Source organism: Citreicoccus inhibens, assembly GCF_019039035.1.
In the GTDB taxonomy this organism is placed as follows: Bacteria; Myxococcota; Myxococcia; order Myxococcales; family Myxococcaceae; genus Citreicoccus; species Citreicoccus inhibens.
In genome coordinates this window covers 425,923-443,387 of sequence record NZ_JAHNZT010000001.1, presented here as the reverse complement: position 1 = coordinate 443,387, position 17,465 = coordinate 425,923, and the positions used below count along the sequence as shown (strand labels likewise).

The 17,465-nt window shown below is 69.5% G+C and carries 15 protein-coding genes and 1 tRNA gene; 4 read left to right on the top strand and 12 right to left on the bottom strand.

All coding sequences use genetic code 11. The features are described from left to right. Positions 1-2 precede the first annotated feature (2 nt). From KRR26_RS01725 to KRR26_RS01715, 3 genes are read right to left on the bottom strand one after another with little or no spacing between them, the layout of a single operon-like run. A complete protein-coding gene (locus KRR26_RS01725; protein WP_120205042.1) occupies positions 3-1,106 on the bottom strand; it encodes a DOMON domain-containing protein in 1,104 nt (367 codons plus the stop codon). 11 nt (positions 1,107-1,117) lie between these two features. Continuing rightward, positions 1,118-1,615 (bottom strand): YajQ family cyclic di-GMP-binding protein, encoded by a 498-nt coding sequence (locus tag KRR26_RS01720; protein ID WP_120205044.1) that lies wholly within the window; start codon positions 1,613-1,615, stop codon positions 1,118-1,120. Between the two features lie 27 nt (positions 1,616-1,642). Then, positions 1,643-3,283 (bottom strand): ribonuclease J, encoded by a 1,641-nt coding sequence (locus tag KRR26_RS01715; RefSeq protein WP_217078967.1) that lies wholly within the window; start codon positions 3,281-3,283, stop codon positions 1,643-1,645. Between the two features lie 248 nt (positions 3,284-3,531). Here KRR26_RS01715 and KRR26_RS01710 point away from each other — a divergent pair, with 248 nt between their 5' ends. The 3 genes from KRR26_RS01710 to KRR26_RS01700 all read left to right on the top strand — a co-directional run bounded on the left by KRR26_RS01710 (position 3,532) and on the right by KRR26_RS01700 (position 6,408). Further along, the gene (locus KRR26_RS01710; protein ID WP_199723740.1) at positions 3,532-3,930 is read left to right on the top strand and encodes a BlaI/MecI/CopY family transcriptional regulator; all 399 of its coding nucleotides are present in this window, start codon (positions 3,532-3,534) and stop codon (positions 3,928-3,930) included. Next, on the top strand, positions 3,927-5,528 hold the full coding sequence (locus tag KRR26_RS01705) for a M56 and MltD domain-containing protein (protein WP_217078966.1): 1,602 nt from the start codon (positions 3,927-3,929) through the stop codon (positions 5,526-5,528). Before KRR26_RS01710 ends, KRR26_RS01705 begins: the two co-directional genes overlap by 4 nt. A 76-nt stretch (positions 5,529-5,604) precedes the next feature. After that, on the top strand, positions 5,605-6,408 hold the full coding sequence (locus KRR26_RS01700; RefSeq protein ID WP_217078965.1) for a hypothetical protein: 804 nt from the start codon (positions 5,605-5,607) through the stop codon (positions 6,406-6,408). Between the two features lie 16 nt (positions 6,409-6,424). Here KRR26_RS01700 and KRR26_RS01695 read toward each other — a convergent pair whose 3' ends face one another. The 6 genes from KRR26_RS01695 to KRR26_RS01670 form a co-directional block, all read right to left on the bottom strand. Beyond that, positions 6,425-9,247: an AAA family ATPase gene (locus tag KRR26_RS01695; protein WP_120205050.1), complete on the bottom strand. Its 2,823-nt coding sequence runs from the start codon at positions 9,245-9,247 to the stop codon at positions 6,425-6,427. A gap of 113 nt (positions 9,248-9,360) precedes the next feature. Next, the gene (locus tag KRR26_RS01690; RefSeq protein WP_217078964.1) at positions 9,361-9,960 is read right to left on the bottom strand and encodes a cytochrome C; all 600 of its coding nucleotides are present in this window, start codon (positions 9,958-9,960) and stop codon (positions 9,361-9,363) included. 135 nt (positions 9,961-10,095) lie between these two features. Next, the gene (locus KRR26_RS01685; RefSeq protein ID WP_217078963.1) at positions 10,096-10,641 is read right to left on the bottom strand and encodes an HNH endonuclease; all 546 of its coding nucleotides are present in this window, start codon (positions 10,639-10,641) and stop codon (positions 10,096-10,098) included. A 46-nt stretch (positions 10,642-10,687) separates the two neighbouring features. After that, a tRNA-Pro gene (locus KRR26_RS01680) sits at positions 10,688-10,762 on the bottom strand. Positions 10,763-11,136: 374 nt separating this feature from the next. Then, on the bottom strand, positions 11,137-12,990 hold the full coding sequence (locus KRR26_RS01675; protein WP_217078962.1) for an Ig-like domain repeat protein: 1,854 nt from the start codon (positions 12,988-12,990) through the stop codon (positions 11,137-11,139). 8 nt (positions 12,991-12,998) lie between these two features. Then, a complete protein-coding gene (locus KRR26_RS01670) occupies positions 12,999-13,928 on the bottom strand; it encodes a right-handed parallel beta-helix repeat-containing protein (protein WP_120205056.1) in 930 nt (309 codons plus the stop codon). A gap of 311 nt (positions 13,929-14,239) precedes the next feature. Between KRR26_RS01670 and KRR26_RS01665 the strand changes: the two genes are divergently transcribed. Beyond that, a complete protein-coding gene (locus KRR26_RS01665; protein ID WP_120205058.1) occupies positions 14,240-15,127 on the top strand; it encodes an RNA polymerase factor sigma-32 in 888 nt (295 codons plus the stop codon). On the opposite strand, the gene KRR26_RS01660 is transcribed toward KRR26_RS01665, so the two are convergent. The 3 genes from KRR26_RS01660 to KRR26_RS01650 all read right to left on the bottom strand — a co-directional run bounded on the left by KRR26_RS01660 (position 15,106) and on the right by KRR26_RS01650 (position 17,443). Then, entirely contained in the window at positions 15,106-15,699 is a 594-nt protein-coding gene (locus tag KRR26_RS01660) for a ThiF family adenylyltransferase (RefSeq protein WP_120205059.1), read from the bottom strand. The genes KRR26_RS01665 and KRR26_RS01660 overlap by 22 nt on opposite strands. An 8-nt stretch (positions 15,700-15,707) precedes the next feature. Further along, positions 15,708-15,956: a hypothetical protein gene (locus KRR26_RS01655; RefSeq protein WP_120205062.1), complete on the bottom strand. Its 249-nt coding sequence runs from the start codon at positions 15,954-15,956 to the stop codon at positions 15,708-15,710. Positions 15,957-16,084: 128 nt separating this feature from the next. Continuing rightward, the gene (locus KRR26_RS01650) at positions 16,085-17,443 is read right to left on the bottom strand and encodes an alanine and proline-rich secreted protein Apa (protein ID WP_233576812.1); all 1,359 of its coding nucleotides are present in this window, start codon (positions 17,441-17,443) and stop codon (positions 16,085-16,087) included. Positions 17,444-17,465 lie beyond the last annotated feature (22 nt).

The following is a 17,465-nucleotide window of genomic DNA, read 5'->3' as shown; positions in this document are numbered from 1 at the left end:
TCCTACCGCTTTCCGAGTTCGGTCCGCTCGAAGTGGTCTCCACTCCAGGCGAAGTTCATGGTGGCGCCGTTCGAGTAACCGATGGTCAGCGCGCCTTCATCTTCGAGAACCACCGAGCTGGCGCGTCCCAGGGCGCAGGTGGCGACCGGCCACTCGAGCGCCCGCAGCGCCGTCTTCCCCGTCACGACATACAGCGCGACCCGCAGCTCGTCGTCCGAGTCGCATTGACCGGCGACGGCATACGGATTCTTCCCGGACACCACGAGGATGATGGGGCGCCCGTCCGGAAGGCTGAGCGTCTCGGGCACATTCAGGTCCGCCTTGGCGGGGTCCACCGCGCCCGGGGCGACCAGGGGCTTCAGCGTGCTGGGTGTGAGCGGCTCATCCGCCTGCACCCAGGCCGGGTAGCTGAGCAGGTCCCATCCCAGCCAGCCGCCCGCGGCGGACTCCAGCGCGGTGACGGCCTCGGGGGGCTTGAGCTTCAGGTTCTTGCGCAGCTCGTCCGGCAGGCGGAGCGCGTCCCCCACCATGGTCGTGCCGCCCTTGCAGTTGGACACCGGCACGGCCTTGCTGCCCACCTGGTCCTGGTCCTCGAAGGTGAGGCACAGCTCCATCACCAGCGGGTCGCGCGCGGGGAAGCGCGGCAGGGCGCGCACGGGGATGGCCGCCATGACCATCAGCGTGTCGCCGCGGCGCTGCACGCCCGCGTTCACCAGGTCCTGCGCGAAGCGCGGCGTCCCGCTGTCCGAGCCCGAGGCGCGCTTGCCATCAAAGGCGAAGCGGTAGGTGTAGCCGGTGGCCGTGGTGCCCGCGCCGGGGAAGAAGAGGGTGAGGTTGAGGACGTCGCCCGCGAGGAGCTGATCATCCGTGGCCTCCACGCCCACGAAGAGCATGTCCTTGCGCCAGCCCACCTTGGCAGTGAAGTTCGCCGAGGCGCCCGGGGCAGGCTCGGGCTTGATGACGAGCGGGGGGACGAAGTCCTTGAGGCCGGCCTCCAGGCGAGGCGCCTTCTTCAGCGTGGGGACGGGGCGGCTGGTCCGGTCATCCTGCGCCGAGGCGGGCAGGGCGAGCAGCAGCAGGCACAAGGGCAGCAGGACGGTGCGCATGTTCGAAGGTGTCAGTCCCGGAAGTTGGTGAACTGCATGTCCAGCTTCAGGCGGTCCTGCTCGCGGCGGAACAGGGCGATGACCTCCTGGAGGTCATCCCGGTTCTTGCCGGTGACGCGGAGCTGATCCGACTGGATGGAGGCCTGCACCTTCAGCTTCGAGTCCTTGAGCAGTTTGATCAGCTCCTTGGACTTCTCCACCGGGATGCCCTGCTGCAGCTTGATGGGCTGCTTCACGTTGTGCAGGCCGGTCTTCTCCACCGTGCCGTACTCCAGCGCGTGCAGGCTGATGCCGCGCTTGGCCAGCCGGGCGAGCAGGACTTCCTTGGCGGCCTGGACGCGGTCCTCGCTGTTGGCCTTCACGGTGAGGGAGGTCTGGTCCGGAGCCAGGACGATGTCCGCCTGGGCACCCTGGAAGTCGTAGCGGGTGCTGAGCTCCTTCTTGGCCTGGTTGACCGCGTTATCGAGCTCGGCGAGGTCGATTTTCGAGACGACGTCGAAGGATGGCATGGGGGGCTTCGCGCGCCCTTACCACACCTACACCCGGACGACCATGGGCAGCACGAGGGGGCGGCGGGCGGTGTACGGTTTGAAGGCGCGCCGCACCGCCCGTGTCAGTTCCTCGCGCACCAGCGCATCGTCGCCCCGGAGCTGGGGGGACAGCTCGGAGAAGAAGGCGCGGGCCTCCTCGGCCACGCGGGGCAGGGCGCCCTGTTCCTCGGCGGACAGTCCCTGGCCGGACAGCTGCGGCCCCCCGGCAATCTTGAGCGTGTCGCGCTGGATGACGATGACCGCCACCACCAGGCCCGTCTCGGCCAGGCGCGTGCGCTCCACCAGGGTGTCCGGCGTCACCATGCCCCCGCCGAAGCGGTCCCGGAGGATGCGGCCCGACGGCACGCTGCCCGTGAAGCGGCCGTGGCCGTCCTCGAAGCCCACCACGTCGCCGTCGTGGGCGAGCAAGAGCCGCCCAGGCTCGAGCCCCGCCTCGCGCGCCGTGGCCAGGTGCCGGTGGAGCATGCGCACCTCGCCGTGCACCGGGATGAAGTGGCGCGGACGCACGATGTCCAGCACGCGCTTCTGCTGCGGCCGGCTGGCGTGCCCCGAGACGTGGACCCCGGGCTCCACCTGCGCGTAGACGACGCGCGCCCCGCGCCAGTGGAGCTGGTCGATGAGCGCGCCCACCGAGCGCTCGTTGCCGGGGATGGGGCGCGAGCTGAGGATGACCAGATCGCCGGACTCCAGGCGCAGGGCACCGTCGTTGCTGGCGAGTTGCGAGAGGCCCGCGCGAGGCTCGCCCTGCGCGCCCGTGGTGAGCACCAGCACGCGGTTGGCGGGCAGCTGCGCCACCGAGTCGAGGTGGATGAAGAGCGTGTCCGGGAAGTCCAGGTAGCCCAGCTCGCGGCCCAGCTCCACGTTGCGAATCATGCTGCGGCCCATGAGCGCGACCTTGCGTCCCTGCTTCTCGCAGAGGGTCAGCGCGTGCCGCACGCGGTGGATGTTGGAGGAGAACATCGCCACGACGATGCGGCCGGTGGCCTCGCGGAACAGGCGCTCGAAGGTCTGCTCCACCACGCGCTCGCTGCCCGTCTCCTCCATCACCTCGGAGTTGGTGGAGTCCGACAGCAGGCACAGCACGCCCTCGTCGCCGGCCTCACCCCAGCGCTCCAGGTCGGTGCGCAGTCCGTCGATGGGGTCGGGATCCAACTTGAAGTCCCCCGTGTGGATGACGGTGCCCTCGGGCGTGCGCACGATGTAGCCCACCGCGTCCGGCACGGTGTGCGTCACGCGGCTGGCCTCCACGGTGAACTGGGTGCCCACGGGGAAGGGCGTGCGCGGGTCGATCTCCCGCAGGTCCGCGGCGATGCCCAGCTCGTTGAGTCGCTGGCGCGCCATGGCCAGGGTGAAGCGCGTGCCGTAGACGGGCACGGGCACCTCTCCCAAGAGGAAGGGGAGCGCGCCGATGTGGTCCTCGTGGCCGTGCGTGAGCAGGATGCCCTTGAGCTGCGAGGCGTTCTGTTTCAGGTGGGTGAAGTCCGGAATGATGATGTCGACGCCCGGCATCCCCTCGGAGGGGAACATCAATCCGGCGTCGATGAGCAGCATCTCCCCGCGACAGGCGAGCACCATGGCGTTGAGGCCAATCTCGCCGAGGCCACCCAGGGGTATGACGTGGAGCATGTGGGGGCAGTCTAAGGACTCGGCCCGTGGGGTGCGTGGGAAAGTTCACCCCCTGGCACGTCCACCGAGCGGCCCTCCACCCCCACGCCCATCTGCCTGAGGTGGGTGCGGCGAAGGCCTACAGCCCCTCCCGGGCCGTGACGCGCGCGCTGGGCCTGGCGCGAGTGGGCGACTTGACGTGGTTCAACTAAGGGTTTAGTTGTTTCGAAACTAAGCCCTTAGTTGTTCGCGGTCAGGAGGCGTCACCCGTGTCCAAGTCATTGCCCGCCGAGGAGTCGCGGCAGCTCACGCCCGTGGAGCTGGAGCTGATGCACATCGTCTGGAGGTTGGGCGAGGTGAGCGTCGCGGACGTCCTGGCGGCGCTGCCTCCAGAGCGCAAGCTGGCGTACACGTCGGTCTCCACGGTCCTGCGCATCCTGGAGCAGAAGGAGGTGGTGCGCAGCCGCAAGGAGGGGCGTGGCCACCTGTACTCGGCGCGGCTGCCTCGGGAGGCCTACGAGGCGCACAGCGTGCGCCACCTGGTGGACACGCTGTTTGACGGCACGGCCTCCGCGCTCGTGGCGCGGTTGGTGGAAGCCCTGCCGATGTCCGCCGAGGAGGTGGAGCAACTGCGCAAGCTGCTCGGGCGCAAGGGGACGAAGTCGTGAGCGCGCTGCTCCAGGAGCTGTTCGCGACCTACGTCATCGTGGCGCTGCTCGTCACGTTGGGGCTGGGGCTGCTGCGCGCGGGACTGTGGTGGAGCGAGCGGGGCCGGTTGCCGCTCTCCTCGCGGCAGGCGTTGCGCGCGGGGCGGCTGACCTTGGCGGTGGCCGTGGGGTTGCCGCTGGCGTGTCTGGCCTTGCGCGGGTTTGTGCCCGTGGGGCCGTTGTTCTCCTTCGAGCGGTCCGTGGTGCGGCACACCGGCAGGTTGCCGGAGCCCTCGCGCGAGGCCGTGGGAGGAAGCCGCACGACTCACGCGCGAGGCTCCGCGCCGGTGCTCCCCTGGGGCGTGGTGGCGGGGCTCGCGGTAGGGATTGGCGCGGTGGGGTGTCTGGTCTGGCGCCTCGGGCAGCAGCGGCGGCTGTTGCGGCGATTGGAGGCCCTGCCGCTCGCGCGCAAGGTGGGCCGCGTGGCCATCGCGGTGGACGACGCGGATGGCTCCGCCTACTCCGTCTGGTTTCCCTTTCGCGGGGCCTGGGTGGTGGTGCCCGGGGGCCTGCTGGCCGAGCCGGAGTCTCTCCGGATGACGGTGCTGCACGAGCTGCAACACCATCGGCAGCGCGACACGGTGTTTGCCTATGCCCGCGTCGTGCTCGACAGCGTCTTCTTTTGGAACCCCGCGATGGCCGCCGCGAGTCGTTGGTTGGCCTCGCTACAGGAAATGGCCTGTGACGAGGCGCTCGTGGCGACAGGCAAGGCGCAACCCGGCCCCTATGCCGAGTGCCTGTTGCAGGCCTCGCTTCGCATCCCTCACGGGCGCCCGCTCGCCGCGGGTGTCACCGGAATGTCTCACCCCACCGTCAGGAGGATTCACATGTTGTTCCAGTCGCGTCCCGTTCGTCCCTTCCGCGCCACCGCGCTCGTCGCGAGCGTGGCCCTGGTGCTCACGCCGCTGGCGCTGTGGGCGCAGAGTGCCTCGCGTGGCCGAGCCCTGAACCTGGAAGAGGCCCGCGCGCTCGCGAAGTCCTCGGCGCGAGAGGGAGACCTGCCGGTGGTGGTGGATGAGCAGGTCCTCGAGAAGCTCAATGCCTTCGTGACGGTGCCCAAGGGCCGCGACTTCATGCGCAAGGCGCTGACCAACCTGGGCCCGCGCCGCGAGACGCTCACCCGCACGCTGCGCCAGCACTCGCTGCCCGAGGGGCTCGTGGCGGTGGCGATGGTCGAGTCCGCGGTGAGCAATCTGCCCGAGACGTCGCGTGAGCCGTCCATGGCCCGCGGACCGCGCGGGGCGGGAGTGTGGATGTTCATCGCCGAGACCGCGCGCCACTACGGCCTCACGGTGGACGCGACGAAGGACGAGCGGCTGGACGTGGAGCGCGAGACGGAGGCCGCGGCGGCCCTCTTCTCCAGCCTGCATGCGCGGTATGGCGACTGGCGGCTGGCCCTGGCGGCCTACAACCAGGGCGAGGCGCTGGTGGATGGCGTGCTGGCTTCGTCCGGGACGCGTGACGCGAGCGAGTTGGCGCGCACCGGGCAGCTCAACGACTACGTGAGCACCGTGCAGGCGGGGCTGCTCATCCTGCGCAATCCCCACCTGTTGGATTGAGCCGGAGCGGGGCTCGCGCGAGCGCCCGTGTTTTCAGCGAGAATGCGGGCGCTGTCGCACGAAGGGGTGGGATGCCATGAAGATTGTCGCGCTCGTCCGTCCCGTGAGTGATGTCTCTTCCGCCGAGGCACTGCTCGCCTCCTCTGCGGGGATGGCGCCGGCCGAAGCCCGGATGCGACTGGCTCCCGAGCCGCCCGCCCTGCTGGCCCGTCTCGCCCCCGACGTCGCGGATGCGCTGGTGGCGAAGCTGCGCGGGGCGGGGCTCGCGGCCCTGGCTGTTGACGAGCACACGGTCGAGGAGGGGCGCACGCTGGTGCGCACCGTGACCTTCGCGGACACCTCGGTGACGTTCTCGCCTCGGTCGGGGCCTCCGCTGGAGATGGCGTGGGAGGACGTGGTCGCCATCTTCCGGGGGCTCAGCCTGGTGCGGACGCAGAGCGAGCACACGGAGAAGTCGCGGCGGCTCGCGCTTGGCACGGCGCTCGTCACGGGTGGCTTGAAGATGACGCGGACCGCGCAGACGCAGGTCCGCTCGACGGGGGAGGACACATCGCAGGTCATCTTCGTCTTCTCTCGGGATGGCCAGGGCGCGGTGTTGCGTGAGCACGCCCTGGACTTCTCGTGCCTGGGCCCCGCGCTCCAGCCGGTGCGCACCGCGAACATGGTGATGCTCGCGCGGCTGTTGCGAGAGCGCGCGCCGCGGGCGTTCCACGACGAGCGCCTCATGCGGCTGGGCAAGCGCCCCGTGCCGTTCGTGATGGGCGGCTCGGTGCAGGTGATGAGCGGCGGTACCTCGCACGCTCGCGTCAACACGGCGCAGGGCCTGGACTTGCTGGCGGAGGTGATGCGGCTGGGGCTCGCCCAGGGGCTGCTGCCCTGAGCGCGCGCTGTGGCCGTCAGCTCCCGGTGGCGGGCGGCTCGGCGGGAGGGCGGGAGATCCATGCCGCGATGAACACATCCAGCTCACCGCGCAGGACATCCTTCACCCGCGGCGTGCCGGCGCCCGTGCGCGGGTCCTCCACCCTCGCCCCTCGGCCCAGGTAGTAGCGCCGCGCTTCTTCGGTGCTGCCTCCCTGTCCCGAGACGACGCGGGCCGCGATGCCCTTCAGCTCGTCCAACTCGCTGGAGCCCGCCAGCGTGATGACCCGGCCGGTGGACTCGTCGCGGGCGGTCACTTCGGTGCGCACGCGCTGGAGATAGGCCCCTTCGTGGCTCTTGATGGGGCGCCCTCCCAAGTCCAGCAGCTCCTCTTCCTCCTCCTCCAACGGGCCGCCCCGGTGCACGCGGACATAGGCGCGCTGCCGCTTCTCCTCCTCGATGCGCCGGTGCATGCCGGCCTCGCCGGACAGGAACCCGAACGCTCCTGGGCCGGCGATGCGCACCACCACGCGCGCGGGGGCTTCGGCCTCGGCCACCGCCATGGCCTCGTAGCCGCGGCGCTGGGCCCAGCCCAGGTACATGCTGGCCAGCTCCTGCACCCACAGCTCTTGGGCCTCCGCCGAGTCGCTGGCGCAGATGTCCACCAGGGCCTCGTTGTCGCGCGCGGTGGCGCCGGAGGCGTGCATGGCCTCGGCCATCTGGACCTCGCGCGCCACGTCCTCCACCTGCTTCGCGGCCGAGGCGAGCTGCACCTCGTTCTTCGCCTCGCGCACCAGCCGCCGCGCGAAGAGGCACGCGGCCTCCAGGCGCTCCAACTCGTTGATCTGCGCCTCCACCGCGCGGAACGCTCGGATGACCTCGGCCGCGTGCGTGGGGTCGTCCCAGAGGTCCGGGGCCTGCGTCTCCGCGAGGAGCGCCGTGCGACGAACCTCCAGCTCCGGTCGCCCCGAGGACGTCGCCAGCTCGCGTGCTCGGCCCACCATCCGGTCCATCTCGCTGAGCACGGACTTGCGGTCCAGCCGGCGCTTGACCGCCGCGGCCTTGGCGGTGGGCAGCAGCAACTGTGCCGTCACCTCGCGGGGCGCGGGGATGGGCTCCGCCACCGCGACCACCTTGCCCTGGACCCGCGCCTCCACGCGCACGGGGGTCCCGGGCGGCAGGGGCCGACGGGCGATTTCCACCGCGAGCGCGGCGGTGAGCGTCTTCTCAATCTCGCGCTGCAGGTAGCGAGCGCCGAACTGCGGCGAGTAGCCGCGCTCCACCAGCAAGTCGACGACCTCGGGTGTCACCTCGACGTCCAAGGCCCGGGCGCGGATGCCCTCGCGCTCCAGCACGCGCCCCACCTCGCGCTGGGCAATCTTCCGGATGTCCACCTTGGAGAGCGGCCGGAAGTGGCAGAGGGCGTCGAAGCGGTTGAGGAACTCGGGACGGAACGCCTCGGCGATGCGCCGGTCCACCTCGTGGACCTGCTCCTCGGCGCGCTTGGGGCTGGAGAACCCGAGGCCGGGCTCTCGGTAGACCTCCGCGCCCACGTTGGACGTGGCCACGATGAGCGTGTTGTTGCATGACACCGTCTCGCCCGCGCCGTTGACGAAGGTGCCCTCGTCGAAGAGCTGGAGGAAGCGGTCGTGCACGCTGCGCGCGGCCTTCTCGAACTCATCGAGCAGCAGCACGGAGAACACCTTGCCGTCGAGCAGCGCGGAGAGCTCTCCGCGCCGCGTCTCCAGCGCGGGGGCCCACGCCGCGCCGAAGGGAACGCTCTCGTCGCCGTCGTTGGGGTAGTCCGCCATGTTGAGCCGCACGAGGCGGTCCGCCGAGCCGAAGAGGTACTCGGCGAGCAGCTTGGCCAACTGCGTCTTCCCCACGCCCGTGGGGCCCGCGAACAGGAACACGCCCAGTGGGCGGCGCGGGTCGTTGAGTCCCGCCTTGAGCAACGCCACCGAGCGCAGCACCGCGCCCACCGCGTCGGTCTGGCCGAGCAGCCGCTCCCCGAAGAAGCGCTCGGTCTCCTCCAGGTCCAGCGGCAGGGCGTCATCCACCACGAAGCGAGGCAGGCGCGTGGCGGCGCAGAACCGCGTGAGCACGTCCTCGGGCCCGACGTGATCGCGCGCGGCGCCGGCTGCCTCCGCGGCGGTCTCCTTGAGCAGCTCGATGGCCTTGCGCGGCATGCGCTGGGCCAGCAGGAACTTGGCGGACAGCCGCAGCGCCATGTCACACGCGGCGGGGTCGATGGGCAGCCGCAGCTCTTTCTCCAGCTCCTCCGCCACGCGCCCCACCACCCACCGCGCCTTCTCGAGCGGCGGCTCGTGCATGGGCAACAGGTGGAGGCGCTCGGCCAGGGCCTCGTCGGCGCGCAGCAGCTCCTGGACGCGCTTGGGCTCGGTCTCGAAGATGAAGCGCAGCCCGCCGGTGCGCAGGGCGCGGACCGCGACGGGGGCCAGGGGGCCCCCCAAGGCGGCGGGCAGGTCGCGGATGTAGACGATGGGGCAGGGGTGCCGGCCCAGGTGCGACAGCAGCTCCTCGAAGCTCTCGGCCGCCTGGCGCTGGGTGCTCCGCGCCAGGATGTTGGCGACGGAGACCTCCACCAGCCGCGCCTGGGTCAGCTCGGCGTCCACGCGGCCCTCGGCGATGCGCCGGGCGACCTCCTGCACGAGCGCGCTCTTGCCGACCCCTGCCTCTCCCGCGAGCAGGGGATGCTTGCCGCCCCGGGTGAGCAGGGCGAGCACTTCCGTCACGGCCGCATCCACGCCGTGCGCGGCCGGCAGCTTGCCGTCGCGCGCCTGCGCGGTGAGGTCGCGGTCGATGAGTCTCTCCTGGTCCTCGCTCTTCCTCGTCGCCATGTCGGTCAGGGCGCCCCCAAGCGCCGCGATACTCTACCCCCACTGAACCGTGGCGGTGAGCTGGCAATCCCGAGAACAGCGTTGCCAGGACCGGTCGACGAGGCGGGTGCGCGTCAGGGCATGGTGCTGGAGCCCGGCTCGGCGTGAGGAATGGAGCGCAGGTACTCGTAGATGGCGCGCATGTCCCGCTCGCTCATGTTGGAGTAGATGGGCCAGGGCATCACTTGCAGCAGGTTGCCGTCTGCCTTGCCGGTGCGCAGGACGCCCAGGAACTCATCGACGGTGAGCCCCGCCGGCATCCCCATGGTGTCCGGCGTGATGTTGGTGGACGTGACGCCCCCCGGGAAGACCATGCCGCCCGCGAGGTAGCTCGCGGTGTTGATTTGCGTGGGCTGTCCTTTGAAGGGATCGCCGCCGGTCGTGTAGGGCGGATTGGTATGGCAGTCATTGCAGCCCCCCTGGGCGTTGACGATGTAGCTGCCCAGGCCCACCAGGTCGCGGTCCAGACCGGTCAGATTGATGGCGACCGGCGCCACGGTGAGGCCCTTCTCGATGCGCTCTCGCTCCGCGTCGGTCGGAAGGGGGACGTCTTGAGGATGCGTGGCCGGGTCGGAGCCGGAGTCCGACGAGCCACACCCCACGCCCAGCGGGACGAGGGTGGCGAGGAAGAGGAAGCCCGCGAGGGCGCGAGGACGGGTGCGGAACAGCGGCATGCTTGAGGCCTTTCTCTGCGCCGAACCCCGCGGGGCCCGGCTCGCCAGACGCTAAGGACTCCCTGCACGCGAACCATTCCGCTTCGAGGGATGGGGCAGACGTCGCGTGGAACACCTTGCGTGTCCCGCGCGACGTCAGTCCGCCAGCAGCTCGACGTGCCAGTACTCGATGTCCCGGAGGAACTTGCGCCACGAGACGGGCACGCCCTTCTCATAGAGGAATGTCAGGTGCACCGAGTCCGGCAGCTTGCGCGGCTTGCCGGGCACCGTCCGCAGCGCCATGGCCGCCTGCGTGGGCGTCCGGTTCCCCTTGCGTTGGTTGCAACGCACACACGCGATGACGATGTTCTCCCAATTCGTGCGCCCGCCCTGGGCTCGAGGGACCACATGGTCATACGTGGCCTCGGCGCGGGAGACATGCCGGCCGCAGTACTGGCACTTGCAGCCATCGCGCATGTAGACGTTCTCGCGGCTGAACTTGATGCCTCGGGGGCCTCGACGCAGGCCGCGCACGAAGCGGATGACGGACGGCATCCGGATGGCCACGGTCACCGAGCGGACGACGCGGTCCTCGTACTCCTCGACCACTTCGACCTTCCCCTGGAAGAGGAGCATCACCGCGCGTTGCCAGGGGACTCGGGCAACCGGCTCGTAGGATGAACTGAGGACCAAGGTCTCCATGGCACGACGTCCTTGGCGCAAGGGATTGCGTCCGCATGCGCCGGAGTCTGGGTGGCAGGAATCGAACCTGCGCCCTCACGGATCCGAACCGTGCGCTCTAGCCAAGCTGAGCTACACCCAGGTGGAAAACTGCTCGGAGGAGGTGGGAGACCCTGGAACGAGAGAGGCCGGGTCTCCGCGGGGGAGCCCGGCCTCTGGCGAAGCACGCCCGTCACTCGACGGGGCGTGAGGCGTCAGGAACCGGGCGGAAGGTTGGGCGGGAGGACGGAATCCCAGCCACGACCATGGGGAGCGACGAACTGCCGCGAGCGCCGCAGTCGCTGCGCGCCAATGCCACTGTCAGCGTTCGGTGGATAGATGGGGTTCATCGGGCTTTGCACTGTCGAGGACTTCATGGCCGCCGCTCCTTTCGCGCGAGAGCGACGAAGCTGGAATTTCCGCCCTGACACGCGGAGGTGCGGATTGCAGCACCTCCGCGTGAAATGGCCGCCCGGCTCAGGCGGCGCGGCGACGCCTGCCGAGGAGGACGCCAAGCAGCAACAGCGCGACGCCTCCCGACGCACCGGACTCATTGCAGCCACAGCCCTTGTCCTGCGTCGTACTCGGGGCATCCGGTGTCGCGGGGGCCTTCTTGAGGACCTCCAACTCCACGGTGGGGCTCACGCTCCCGCCGAAGCGCGTGTCGCCACTGTAGATGCTGGTGAACGTGTAGTGCCCGGGCTGGAGACCCGTGACGGTGTGGCGCCCCTGGCGTCCCTGGAGCGCGACCGTGGAGAGCACCTGGGTGCCCATGAGCAGGGTCGTGGTGCCGGTGGGCTCACCGGTGCCACCCTGGACCTGGACGGTCAAGGTCAGCGACTCGTCCTCATGAACAGGGTTGGCGGAGGCCGTGAGCTGCGCCTGGGTCTCCTGGAAGTCGGCCGACCGGATGACCTTCAGCGTATAGGCGTGGCTCGCCGAGCAGCGGCCCTCATCCGTCGCGCTCACCGTGAGCGGATACTCTCCGAACTGCGTGGGCATGCCCGTGAGCGCGCCATTCTTGAACTCCAGGCCGATGGGGAGCTTCCCCTCGAGGCTGAAGGTGCTGGTGCCCACGCCGCCGGAGTGCGTGAGCGCGGCGGCTGGGTAGGGCTGTCCTGTCGTGGCGTCGGGCAGCGTGTCCGGAGTGAGGGCCATGGGCGGGCAGGTGACCGTGAGGGTGCTGTTGCGGGACACGGTGCAGCCGTTGCCGTCGGTGGCGCTGAGGGTCAGGGGGAAGTCACCGCCCTCCTCGGGTGTTCCGAAGAGCACGCCTCCCGTGAGCGTGAGGCCTCGCGGGAGCGCCCCCGTGACGGCGACGCGCGCGATGCCCAGGGCGCCGAGCGTCGCGAACTCCACGGGCGCGAAGGGGCTGCCTCGCAGGGTGGTCGTCAGGGCGGAGGGCTCCAGGGACAAGGTGCCCGCCGCGCAGGCCGTGGTGGAGGTGGCCTCCATCCGATTGTTGCCGAACGAGAGGATGGCCCCCGTGCCCAGCAGGCGCGTGCTGGCCTGTGCGTTGGACTGCACCACGGCCTTCGACAATCGGACGAGGGCGCGGCTGTCCGCGCCGAGCGAGGCCGCGTGGATTCCCACCCCGTTGCCCGTCAAGCGAAGGCTCTCCACGTTGAGCTCCGCGGCGGTGCCCGCCTCCGTGCGAACCCAGAGCCCCGCCTCCGTGTTTCCGGAGACCGTGTCGTCATAGAGGGTGGCGAACGCGCCCCCGCTCAGCGCGAGGCCGCGCTGGTTCCGCGACAGGTCGCTGCGGGAGAGCACGGCGACGGCGCTCGACCCCGTCGAGCCCAGGGTCAATCCCGCGCCGCCGTTGGCGAAGACCGAGGACTGGTCGAGGTAGAGCTGGCCTCCGTCCACGGGCGCGAAGCGGATGCCGTCCTGGGCGAAGCCGTGGATGCGAGAGCGCTCCACGTAGAGCGCGCGGCCACTGTTGAATTGAATGCCCGTGGTTCCGCCGGAGCCCGTGCCTCCGCCGCTGAGGTTCAGCCGGCGGAGAATCACCACGTCCGTCGGGCCGGCATTCACGATGATGCCAGGGACGTTCGTGGCGAGCACTCCGCCCGCATGCAGGCCACCATCAAGCGTGATGGCGTGGGTGATGGTGAGCGGGCCAAAGCCCCCCGGGTCGAGCGCGTCGATTTCTCCACCCGGGGCGGTCTTGACGTACGCGCCCGCGAACGTCTTGCAGGGCGCGGTGCGGCTGCAGGGGTTCGCGTCGTCGCCCACGCCTGAGACCCAGGTGCGACTCGCCTGGGCGAGCGCGGGAGCGGAGGCGAACAGGAAGGCGGAGAGGAAGAGTCGGTGCAAGGCAGCGGACATCGCTCGCCTCAGTTCTGCGGCAGAGTGGAGGAGGGCGCGCCATCTGTTCCGTTCCCGGCGGCGACGCGGTTGTTTCCGTAGGACGCCACGTTGCCATCCAGGCCCTTGCCCGGGTTGTGTCCCACCATCACATCCGAGATGCGCACGAGGGCGGGAGCGTCTGCCTTGATGCCCGTGCCGTTCTGCGCGACCACGCCGCGCTCCAGGGTGACCTTCGCGCTGCCCACCGCGTGAACGCCCTCGCCCGTGTTGCCCGCAAGCGTCAGGTCATGCGCGGTGACCTGCGCGGTGCCCAGCACTCCCAGGCCGGTGATGGCCGAGACGACCTGCGCATGGTCGATGATCGCCGAGCCACTCTCGACATGGATTCCCGCTGTCATGTCCGTGGGCGCGGCGGGTGGCTTGGAGGACGCGCCGTTGATGGAGGTGTTCCGCACGAAGAGCTGCACGGCCCCCGCATCCGTGAGCACATGAATGCCCGAGCCCGTGAAGCCCATGAGCGAGCAGCCCTCCACGTACACCTGACTCGCGGCGAGGATGCGGATGCCATCGAGCCCCGTGCCCGCGCCCTGAATGACCAGGTTGCGCAGGATGACGACCGCGCCGGGGGCGTTCACGATGATTCCGTGCGTCCCCGTGTTCAGGATGCCACCCGCGTTGGGGCCGCCATCCATGGTGATGGACTTGTTGATGGTCAACGTGCCGAAGCCTCCCGGATCGAGCGCGTCCAACTCTCCGCCCGGGGCTGTCTTGGCGAAGGCCCCCGCGAAGGTCTTGCAGGGCGCGGTGCGGCTGCACGGGTTGACGTCATCGCCAACGCCGGAGACCCACGTGCGCGAGGCCTGGCCCCACGCGGCGGAACTCGCGAGCAAGCACAGCAGCGCGGGGAGGAGGGAGCGGTTGAGGCGGTGACAGGGGGAGCGTCTTGCTGTGGACATGGGCTGGCACACTAGGTGTCCGCTCCGTGGGAGACCAGTTGCCCCACGTTCGCGAGGTCTCTTACCCGTGCACACCCTGTGTCTGGACGTGCGCTTGCGTTGAACTCACTGCAAGCGAGGAAGCATCGGAAGAGTCTTCGAAAACGTGTCTGTAAAAATGACCGACTTTCTCCCTTAGGCATGAGTGGGGTTCGGCGCAAGCCGCTGGAGTCACTCGGGAATGCCGGTCCTCGGGGTTGGCGTGCGGGTTGCTAATGGTCCCAGGCATACCGCCTCCGTGGTCCCAGCGTCCTCTTCCCCCGAGAACCACCATGCCGGCTTCCTCTTCGTTCTCTTCCGCGGATTCCCTCTCCACCTACCTGTCGGAGATCAACCAGCACCCCCTGCTGACGCAGCAGGAGGAGCAATCCCTCTCACGGCTCTATCGACAGGGCGACCTCGCGGCGGGGCACCAACTGGTGACGTGCAACCTGCGCTTCGTGGTGAAGGTGGCGTACGAGTACCGCTCCTACGGGCTCAAGATGTCCGACCTCATCCAGGAGGCGAACATCGGGTTGATGAAGGCGGTGCAGAAGTTCGATCCGGACAAGGGCATCCGCCTCATCTCGTACGCGGTCTGGTGGATCCGCGCGTACATCCAGAACTACATCCTGCGCAGCTGGAGCCTCGTGAAGCTCGGCACGACGCAGGCCCAGCGCCGGTTGTTCTTCAGTCTGTCGCGCACGCGGCGCGAGCTGGAGAAGCTGGGCGCGGGGGACGCGAGCCTCGTCAACGCGGAGGAGATTGCCCGCAAGCTCAACGTGAAGGCGTCCGAGGTGCGGGAGATGGAGCAGCGCATGGGCGGCCGGGACCTGTCCCTGGACGCGCCCATGGGCGAGGACGGTGACGCCACCCACCTGGACTTCGTGGAGTCTCAGGCGGCGTCTCAGGCGGATGAGGTCGCTGACCGTCAGCAGGCGGACCTCACCCGGGCGCTCGTGCAGCAGGCGCTGATGCGGTTGGACCCACGCGAGCGCTTCATCATCGAGCAGCGCGTGATGAGCGACTCGGAGATGACCCTCAGTGAGTTGGGGGACCACTTCGGGTTCTCGCGGGAGCGCGCCCGCCAGCTGGAGATTCGCGCCAAGGACAAGCTCAAGGCCGAGTTGGCCGCGCTCATGTCCGAGGCGGGCTTGGATCAAGTCGAGCTGGCGGCGTAGGGCGTCGGTGTCACCGCGCCCAACGTGACGAAGGAGTCTCGCTTCACGCCATGCTTCAGGAAGTCTTGAATGGCGCGGGCGAGCGTGGCGGAGAGCAGGCCGAGCAGCGGCAGGTGCGCGCCCCCTTCGCAGGTGGGCTGCCCGGGATTGTCCTCCGCGTCCGGGACGAAGTGCTCGTCCCAGCGCACCAATCCGAAGGTCCCATCCGCGGCCACGGCGCCATGGATGAGCGGCGTGGTCGTCTGGCGCGCGAAGTCGCTCAGCAACCGGCGGCCGTCCTGGTTGTCGAACGCGTCGACCAGCAGGTCCGCGCCTCCGCAGAGCGTGGCCACGTTGTCGCGCGTGAGCCGCACGCCGAAGGCCTCGGTCTTCACGCCATGGAGATTGAGGAACTGGAGCTTCAGCGCCTCGGCCTTGTTCTTTCCCACCGAGGGCTTCACGTAGGCCTGCGCCAGCAGGTTCTTGGACTCGACGCGGTCGAAGTCCACGAACACGAGCGAGCCCTCGAGGTTGCGGCACAGCACGGCGGTCGCGGAGCCGATGGCGCCCACACCACAGAAGACGATTCGCATGGGAGACCTCAGCGCGCGCCGAAGGGAACCTTCGGGCGGAGATAGATGCGCTCCTCGCCACGGGGACCGCGGAAGCGGTCGACCACGTAGTGCTGGAAGGCGTCCGGGCGCATCTGGGTGAGCTGCATTCCCGGGACCTCGCCAGAGCGGATCAGCTCCACCGCGATGCGCCGCAGGTCGCCGTCGGACACCGGTCGGTCCAGCTCCAGCGACACGTCCGCGGACATGCCGTCATAGGTGATGTTGAGGTTGGCCATGGTGCGCGTCTCCTGGTGGGATTCCCACCGTCCGCCGCAAAGGCATGGCGGTGGGGCCCGGGGCGGGACGCGAGCCCCGACTTCATCCTGACCGACGGTGGAGTTCCCCAGCTGGGGCCGTCAGCGCTTCACCTGTGGAGGTCCGCGAAGCGACCCTCGCGCTCCAGACGCCAGAGGTCCTCGTCGGTGACGAACTCCTGATGGAGCAGCTCCCGCGCTCGCTTGACCTTCGCCAGCAACAGCGGATCCGTGACGGGCGTGCTGTTGTCTTTCGTGGGGCGCGGTGGCGGACGCATCACGGAGAAGGTTCCGCGGGCCGGATGCCCATCCGCGCTCGTGCCTTCCAGCACATACGTGACGGACACCCCTTGCGGGTCCGCCTTCGTGTCGAGCTTCACGGGGACCTCGACTCCGCGCCCCTCGGGAATGGCGCTGACGCCCAGCGAGACTTCCTCCGACTGCTCTGGAAGTGGAGGCGCATCTCCGGGGGCGGCGAGGGCGCGCAGCGCGGTGACCTTGTCCACCCGCACCGAGCCCTTCCATCGGTGAAACAGACGAAAGGTCTGCCGCACCACGCCGTCATCACCCTGCACGGGGAAGCGAGGCGTCCCGGTGGCGAACACCGTGACGATGCCCTTCTTGTCAAAGTTCTCGAAGGCGGGGTTGAGCAATTGGAGGGACGAACGCCCCGTCAGCTTGCGCCCCGCTCCATCCGAGACCTCCACGCGCACCAGGTGCTGTTCATACATGGCCCAGGGGCGCCCCGACTTGGACGTGAGCGAATGGGACACCACTGGTACGGTCGTCGTCACCGTCTCCGCGTCATCGAAGGTCCACACAAACCGAGCCGGGACAAAGGGCTTGCGTGTGCCCTGGGGCTCACGTCCGGGGAGCTCGATGAGCCTCGCGAGGAATTCGTAATCCTCCTCGCTGTTGGGGAGCTGGCGCGAGAACACCTCCACGATGCGCTCGGGCTGGCAGTCCTTCACTGTGTAGCGTGGCACGTCCACCGAGGTGGCGACGTTGTTCTTGCCAAACACTGTCACGTGTTGGGGCTCGAAACTGCCGTCGGGATTGAGCCACACGCGCAATGGCACGCGGGCGCCCGAACCGTTGCCGATGGTGCTGTGCAGATAGGCGTCATTTCCATCTGGAGAGTGGGCCTTCACGCTGATGAGGTTGTCCTCGCCGGAGCAAACCTCGGACTTCTCCACGCTCACCGAGTCGATGACGGGCGGTGGAACCTCCGCCTCGGGTGATGACCGAGGCGACGCCGACGCGCCCGGAGGCCGCGCGGCTTGCGCGCCCGGAGGTGCCTCGTCGCTTCGCGCGGGCTCCCGCGTGGGTGCCGCGGGAGGTAGCGCCGCCACGTGGGGTGGCTCCGCGCTGGAGGCATAGAGCCAGCCCAGCCCCAGAACCACCGCGAGGAATCCCACCACGAGGCCGCCGAGGCGGGCCCGGCGCCGGGTTCGGTCCATCTCGGACATGTGTGCCCTTCCCTGGAGGTGG